The sequence below is a fragment of the Pseudomonas akapageensis genome (genome assembly GCF_011355085.1).
In the GTDB taxonomy this organism is placed as follows: Bacteria; Pseudomonadota; Gammaproteobacteria; order Pseudomonadales; family Pseudomonadaceae; genus Aquipseudomonas; species Aquipseudomonas akapageensis.
The window spans coordinates 24,159-31,065 of record NZ_VXCP01000070.1 but is presented as its reverse complement, the minus strand read 5'-3'; the positions used below and the strand labels follow the sequence as shown (position 1 = coordinate 31,065).

At 55.0% G+C, this 6,907-nt stretch carries 3 protein-coding genes; 1 reads left to right on the top strand and 2 read right to left on the bottom strand.

Annotated features, from left to right (window positions below):
• Positions 1–543: 543 nt before the first annotated feature.
• Both F2S13_RS28905 and F2S13_RS28900 read right to left on the bottom strand, forming a co-directional pair.
• Complete coding sequence (locus F2S13_RS28905) at positions 544–1,443, bottom strand: hydroxymethylglutaryl-CoA lyase (RefSeq protein WP_166367294.1); 900 nt, start codon at positions 1,441–1,443, stop codon at positions 544–546.
• A gap of 15 nt (positions 1,444–1,458) precedes the next feature.
• Entirely contained in the window at positions 1,459–1,869 is a 411-nt protein-coding gene (locus F2S13_RS28900; RefSeq protein WP_166367293.1) for a MerR family transcriptional regulator, read from the bottom strand.
• Positions 1,870–2,082: 213 nt separating this feature from the next.
• Here F2S13_RS28900 and F2S13_RS28895 point away from each other — a divergent pair, with 213 nt between their 5' ends.
• A complete protein-coding gene (locus F2S13_RS28895; RefSeq protein WP_166367292.1) occupies positions 2,083–6,846 on the top strand; it encodes a dermonecrotic toxin domain-containing protein in 4,764 nt (1,587 codons plus the stop codon).
• Positions 6,847–6,907 lie beyond the last annotated feature (61 nt).

Genomic DNA, 6,907 nt, shown 5'->3' with positions numbered 1-6,907 from the left:
CCCTGAGGTGCGACGAACCCCCCCCCTGGGTCGTGTGTCTGCTACTTTTTGTTATTTTTGGGGTTTAGCCTGTTTGCGTGTTTGTCGGACCTTCCCCTCCTTGGTTTTTTTAGCGACCCCCATCCGGGGTCAAGAGCAAACGTATTTTTTTGAGCGCTGATCTACCTTCATCATTGCTGATCCAACCGACACCGTAGCTACCTTGGGGTAGTTTTATTGTTCTCTGTCCGGTCGCGGGGCACGCCCCTGGAAAGCACATCCTCTCCAAAAAAATCAGTTAGCTGCGTCTCTGCCGTGTTTGTTCTTGTTATGTCAGAGTCGGTACGTCTTATTTTTATTGGGTTTGCTGCAGTTTTTATTGTTGTTGTGCCAGAGATATAGCAGGTCCCGTGCCAACTTTTAAAAAACCAATAAAATCAATAACTTAGATTTTGGTAAAAAAAGCTTCACAAAAAAGTGGTGAAATTTTGTTTCCGTGTTACTCGCTTTTACCGCTTGAGGTGAGGGGGCGGTAACACTGCACTGGCGTTACCCCCACACTTGTCACTGCGCGCTGCGCGCCCGGGCTACCCGAGACCCGCTGGGGCGCCCCAGCACGGCGCTGATCCGCTGGCCCGCCGCAATCAGCAGCTCCATGTCGATACCGGTTTCAATGCCCAGCCCTTGCAGCATGTACAGCACGTCTTCGGTCGAAACGTTGCCGCTGGCACCCTTGGCATAAGGGCAGCCGCCGAGACCTGCGATGGAGCTGTCGAACACCGCAATACCTTCGAGCAGGCTGGCATAGATGTTGGCCACAGCCTGGCCATAGGTGTCATGGAAGTGCCCGGCCAGCTGCGCGCGGGGCACGTGCGCGGCGACAACGTCGAACATCTTGCGCGTCGCACCCGCGGTGCCCGTGCCGATGGTGTCGCCCAGGGACACTTCGTAGCAGCCCATCTGGTGCAGTTCACGGGCAACCACCGCGACCTGCTCGGGCTTGATCTGGCCTTCGTACGGGCAGCCCAGCACGCAGGAGACGTAACCGCGCACACTGACACCGTGCTCGCGGGCCTGCTCCATGATCGGCACAAAGCGCTCCAGGCTTTCGCTGATCGAGCAGTTGATGTTGCGTTGGGAGAACGATTCGGACGCCGCCGCAAACACCGCAATCTCTCTGACGCCGGCCGCCAGTGCATCTTCGAAGCCGCGCAGGTTCGGTGCCAGTGCGCCGTAGGTCACCCCGGGCTTGCGTTGAATCTGCGCGAACACCTCGGCCGAGCCGCCCATCTGCGGCACCCACTTGGGCGAAACGAAACTGCCGACCTCGATGTAACTGAGGCCGGCGGCGGTGAGATCATCGACCAGCCGGACTTTGTCCGCGACGCTGATGGGCTGGGCTTCGTTCTGCAGGCCATCGCGCGGGCCCACTTCGACCAGGCGGACTTTGTTTGGCAGTGACATGGCATTGTTCCTGTTCTAGGGGGCCTGGCGGCCGTTCTTCTGATTCTTCAGGGTCTCTGCCAGCGCTTGTACGCAGCGCTCTTCGGCAGTGTCGAGTTCCAGCTGCATCTGCTGGATATCCAGCAACTGCTGCTCCAGCTGCGCCCGGCGCTCGGCGATCTTGGCCAGCATGCTGTTGAGCTGCTTGCCGTTGCCGCTGCTGGGGTCATAAAGCTCGATCAGCTCGCGGCACTCGGCCAGGGAGAAACCGATGCGCTTGCCGCGCAGGATCAGCTTGAGGCTGACCTTGTCGCGCGCCGTATAGATCCGTTCAAGACCACGCCGCTCGGGGCTGAGCAGGCCTTGTTCTTCATAAAAACGGATGGCCCGGGTGGTGATGTCCAGCTCGCGGGACAGGTCGGAAATGCTGTAGGTCTGGGTGCTCATGGTGAGGCTCGCATTAAGGCATGAGACTAACCTAATGGCAGGTTGACGTTTACGTCAAGGTCGGCGTGCACCAGACATCGTATCGGGGGGGTATTTCCGAATGCTCCACGCAGAAACAGACGGGAATACTGAGCAATAACCGGCCGCTTCGGCCGCCCGCGCGGGGACAAAACACTCGCGTTTTATTGCTTTCGTCACAAGGAGTGACTCCCCATGGTAACGACACAATCTGCAGAGCCGAGTGCAGCACCCGCATGGCTGGACAGCATGGAAGGAGCGGGGAATGCTTTGTTCCAGGCTCAGCAACAGGTGGCCCACGCAGTTTCCCGACTCCACCAATTGGCAAGGTTGGCCCCAGTGGGACAAACCCGGGAGGGGTCGTATTGGGTATCCCGGGCACCGGAAACTTCAATCAGTCGCTGGAGCGCTGTATTCGAGTCGTTGATCGAGTACTTCAAGGCACGGGCAGACATTGACTACGGTTTGCTGAAACTTCCCCATGCCGGTTGGAAATGGGCGCTGGAGTTTCTTGCAAATGCCCAGGCCCAATGGAATGCAGACGGCAGGTTTGAACAAACCTCCATCCCCCATGCCCTTTTCTGCGTGGCGTTGGACAATAGGCAACGGCAATTGACTGCCGGCTTTGTCGTGTTTCGCAATCTGGATGAAACCGGAGAATGCCTACTGTTCTCGATGGGCAACGGATGTCGCTGGTTCACGGACAAAAAAGCGCTGCAAGATTTTGTGGAAAAGCTCTATGCGAGGAAAACGGGGGCCACGCCGGACCCGACGCGTGCATTCACCTATCTTCCTATAACCCGAAATCCGCTCACCATGATGCTTGAGAGCATTTTGATCGAGCTGCGTAATAAATCGATCAACCAGTTTGAGAAGGTTTATGTCAAGGATGTGTCGCAGGCCGTTAGAGATCAGATCCAATGGCGTCTTGCGCAAGAGGGGTGCCGTGACAGCGAGTTGATCAATTTCGGCAGCCTTGACCCGCGGTTCTCCGTTGCTTACCGAGAAAAAGCGGTTGGGCAAATGGAAGAAAGTATTCTGGACTACATTGGCGAACCTGCGGAAGGCTCGACCGCATCCAATCGGCTGCGGCAATTGCAGGAAAGCTCCATCGCGGCGCAACAGCGACGTGAACAGGCCCACTCGGGATTAAGGGCTTTGATCGACGCCAGCCGCGCTTCCAACTGGCAAGCCGGCCGCAACCAGGCATTCAAGGTCTTTTGCAAGCAACGGGCTCGTCGCTTGCTCGATGAGGCCAGGAGCCAGCGCACGCTGGGTCAACTCAGCCAGCTCCAGTTGGCGATGATAGAAGAACTTGTTTCGAAGCCGGTGTCCGACTCTGGAATCGACCGCTTGAGCGTGGCGCTTGAACTCACGATTCACTCCGACACCGAGCGCTGGAAGGTGGCCGGTGCGCTGGTGTTCATGGTGCTGGATGTCTACGACGAGCCAGATGAGCAGTCGCCGGCGTTATTGTACGTACCCGGCGAGGAGGGCGGACTGGCAGCGTTCGACAACGCCACGCAACTGCGCTCGGCGCTTGGGCGGACATTGCGCGAGAGAACGTATTCGGCGTTGCTGGACAACTTGCCTTATGGTCAGGAGCAGGCTGTCGACGACTACCTCGATACCTGCGCTGAACAAGGCCTGGCGGTCGGTCTGGAGTTTTCAGTGCTTGCTGGTGACATTTTCGAACAAAGCCTTCTGGCGCAGCTGGAAAACGATCGCAGACACGCACGACTCATCGCAGCCGGCCGGGCATTGTTTGCCGATGCGCCGACAATCGAACAATCACTGGCACGCTTGCAAGTACAAACCTTTGCAACACTGGCAGTGCCATCGAACGCTGTCAGGGAAGCCGCTTATGCACGCGTCAGCGAGCAAATGCTCATACTGCCTGATGCCGACAGCATCAAGAAGCAATTCGACCTGACCACCTCGGCCAGTCGCGAGGCAGCGCAGAATGCGCTGGAAGGCTTGCGCTCGGCTTTTGTGAAAGCGAACAGGCAATTGACCCAGCTCCTGCCTGGGCGCGTTGCTTTTGTCGAGAGCCTTTTGCGTCCACGTTTAGAGCGCGACATTGGCCTGGTCTGGCCTTTCAAGGTCAGCGTTGAAATACCGGGCTCGGTCGAACCCGTTCTGCTCAAGGTTGTGAACCCTCGCGGTGGCACTTATACAGCCGCCGAGTACCGAGCCGCAGGTGAAGGACTGCGCCGCAGGGCAGAAGATCAACACTGGATCTTTGTGTACAGCTATGAAGGCCAAGGCGAGTGGACAACGGTGGCACTCGGTGAGCTGGCATTGAGTAATCTGGATTCATCCACCAAAGAGCAGCTAAAGGCTGCAGAGTTTGTGGTTGAGTCGGAACATGTCGCTAACCAGGAGAAGCTGGACAACTATCCCAATCTGGCGGATTACATCATCCGGCTGATAACGTCGCTTGATGCGGCCGCCGCGTATTCGCGAAAAATAGAAAGTGCCTACCGGTCGCCCGGTAGCACTGCTTTCGAACGCGGGATGATCGTCGAAACCTTGCAAGCACCCTGGCGCTGGGTGTTCGAACTTTACACGCTGGCGGCCAGTCAGAGGTTGTCGACATCAGGTAAACGCATCCTGGAAGCTCTGGCCAAGGGACATGCGCCGAGCGAGCTTCAGCTGCAAGGTTTCAACGTTGCGCTCAAAACACCAAAACTGACGTCCGCCAGTACCCTGTTCAACTCCCCAGACATCTCGCTCAACGGTCTGCTGTTCATTGAGGACCAGGTTTCGAAAAAGACGGTTATGTTCTTGCCAGGTGCACCCAATGCAAGGGTGCTGGGCGAGTACGCCACTATCGAGGCTGCTTGTGACGACCTGGTTCAGATGACTGCCAGCAGCGAAATGACTGCCTTTGTGGCGGGATGTGCGGTGGATGGCGATACCGTTAAACATATCGCCTACATCGAGGAGGCCTGGCGCAAATCGTTTCGTTCGTTCATCACTGTGGACACAGCCCGGGACTCGTTTGAAAGCGTTCCCGCCTGCTTGCTTGATGCAGAGCGTGTACAGGCCAAGGTCAGGCATCAAAAAACTTCCCGTACCAACTATCAAGTGCGGCTGCTGGATGAAGCGCTGGAAAAGCAGCTGTTGATCGACAAAATAAAACAGGCAATGGGCTTTGTGCCGGGCATCGGCGTGGCCATTTCTGCCTATGATTTCTGGGTAGGTTCCAATGCGGTGGTGCGGGCTTACCTGGAGGGTCGCAACGCAGACGCCAACGGGGAATTGGTGTCTGTGGCGATGTCACTGGTCGATGTCGTAGGTAACCTGGGTCCTGTCGCTGCCAGTTTAGGAAAGCTTGGCAAACTGAGCAGAACCCGGGCGATTGCTCGCTACCGTCATGCCCAACTGGCGTTACTTGATAATGACCTGCGCTCGGTAAAACTGAAGGGGGGCAATGAACTGCGCGCCAGTGGTGCCAAGCGGTATGCCTATGATCCGTTTGAAGGGCGAGAGAGCCTGGTCTCTTTAGTGGATGCCAGGAAAGTACTTGAAGGGGATTCGGCTGGTACTTTTTTCAAGGATGGAAAGCATTACATTCAACAAGATGGCAACGTTTTCGCGGTTTTCAGGAAGGATGGCATTTGGCGACTGAGCCAGACATCAACGGCGAAGTACGAGCAGCCCATAACACTCAATAGGGATGGACGATGGGTAACTTCAGGGTCGATTTCGGGGCGATTGGTCGAAAACGGATTGCAGGGCGGGGGATGGAAAGAGTGGTGGGTTTGGTTGCGCGGAGATCAGGGCCGCGGGGAGTTGCCGACGCCAGGACGAGTTGAGGGTGGCGCTGACTCAAAAAATATATCATCGCAGCTCAAAAAAACGTTTAAAGCTGAAGGGGCGAGATTCGACCAGTCTCTAAAAAGCTATCAAGAGAATGGCGATGCGCTTGAGTTTAATCAGGCTGTTACAGGTTATATTAAAGTAAAGGTTGATCAGCTGGACCGGCTGTTGGATGCAAATGGTCATGAGGTGGTTACTAACTTTTATGTGGAGCTGAGAAACACGCTAGAAAGTTTTGGCAAGGGTATTAAAAAGCACCTGAAACAGGATTCTGATGTATCAGCGAATTTGATGCCGCTGAATGCGGCTGTGCTCAAACTCGATGGTTCGGATCCATTAGTGGGAAGGGCTGAATTAAAGCAGGCGCTGGAAAATATCCAGCGTACGTTAGCAAATCACGGCGCAGCATTGCCTTGGAAAAATCCAAAAAATATACAGCCTGTTCAGACGGCTCCGAATAATCCGGTTCTGAAACCTGATGGAAAAACTTTTTCCGCCGCAAAAGCACTTGCGAGCAAAAAAGAGTTTGACGATTTTGTTGCCAGGCTGGAGGGGGAAGGACCTCTGGTGAGTGCTGACTCAATCGAGTCATTGGTCAAGCGGCAAGCGGATAAATATAAGAAATTTTCTGATTTGCTTGAGCCGTTCAAAGAGAATCCGGACGTAAAAAAAATCCTTCCTACGTTGAAAGCGCGTCCACAGGAGCTTCTGCAAAAAATACCGGGTCTAAAGCAGCGCCAGTATCTGTTGAGTGATCCGACCAAAGAAGGTGTTGAGTCGTTGTTAAACGCCGGCAAGGTTGAAATTCAGGCCGTCGGCAGGTTGCAGCATGACACTGCAAAGGGTGAAGGGGTTTTCCGTTATTACATTATCAATAAGGAAACCAAGAAGTTGCATGCTGTCACGCATTTTCATTTCGACGGTAAAAGAGAGTTTAATCTTGATGGTAATGGCTTTTCCTTCGCTCATTTCAAGCGTCCGAGCGAGGCAAATACCGGGGCCGGGAAAGGTGCATATCATTATTCCATTGAAGATATGCAATGGCTTCGTAGCGCATTTAGTCCGCCACTGCATGCGTTTCCCAATGTCAATCAAAGGGTCAATAATCGCATTGACATGAAACTGCTGACCTAGCGATTAGATTAAATACCATCCACTTCGGGCTTGACAATCTACGCCACCTGACCGGGTGGCG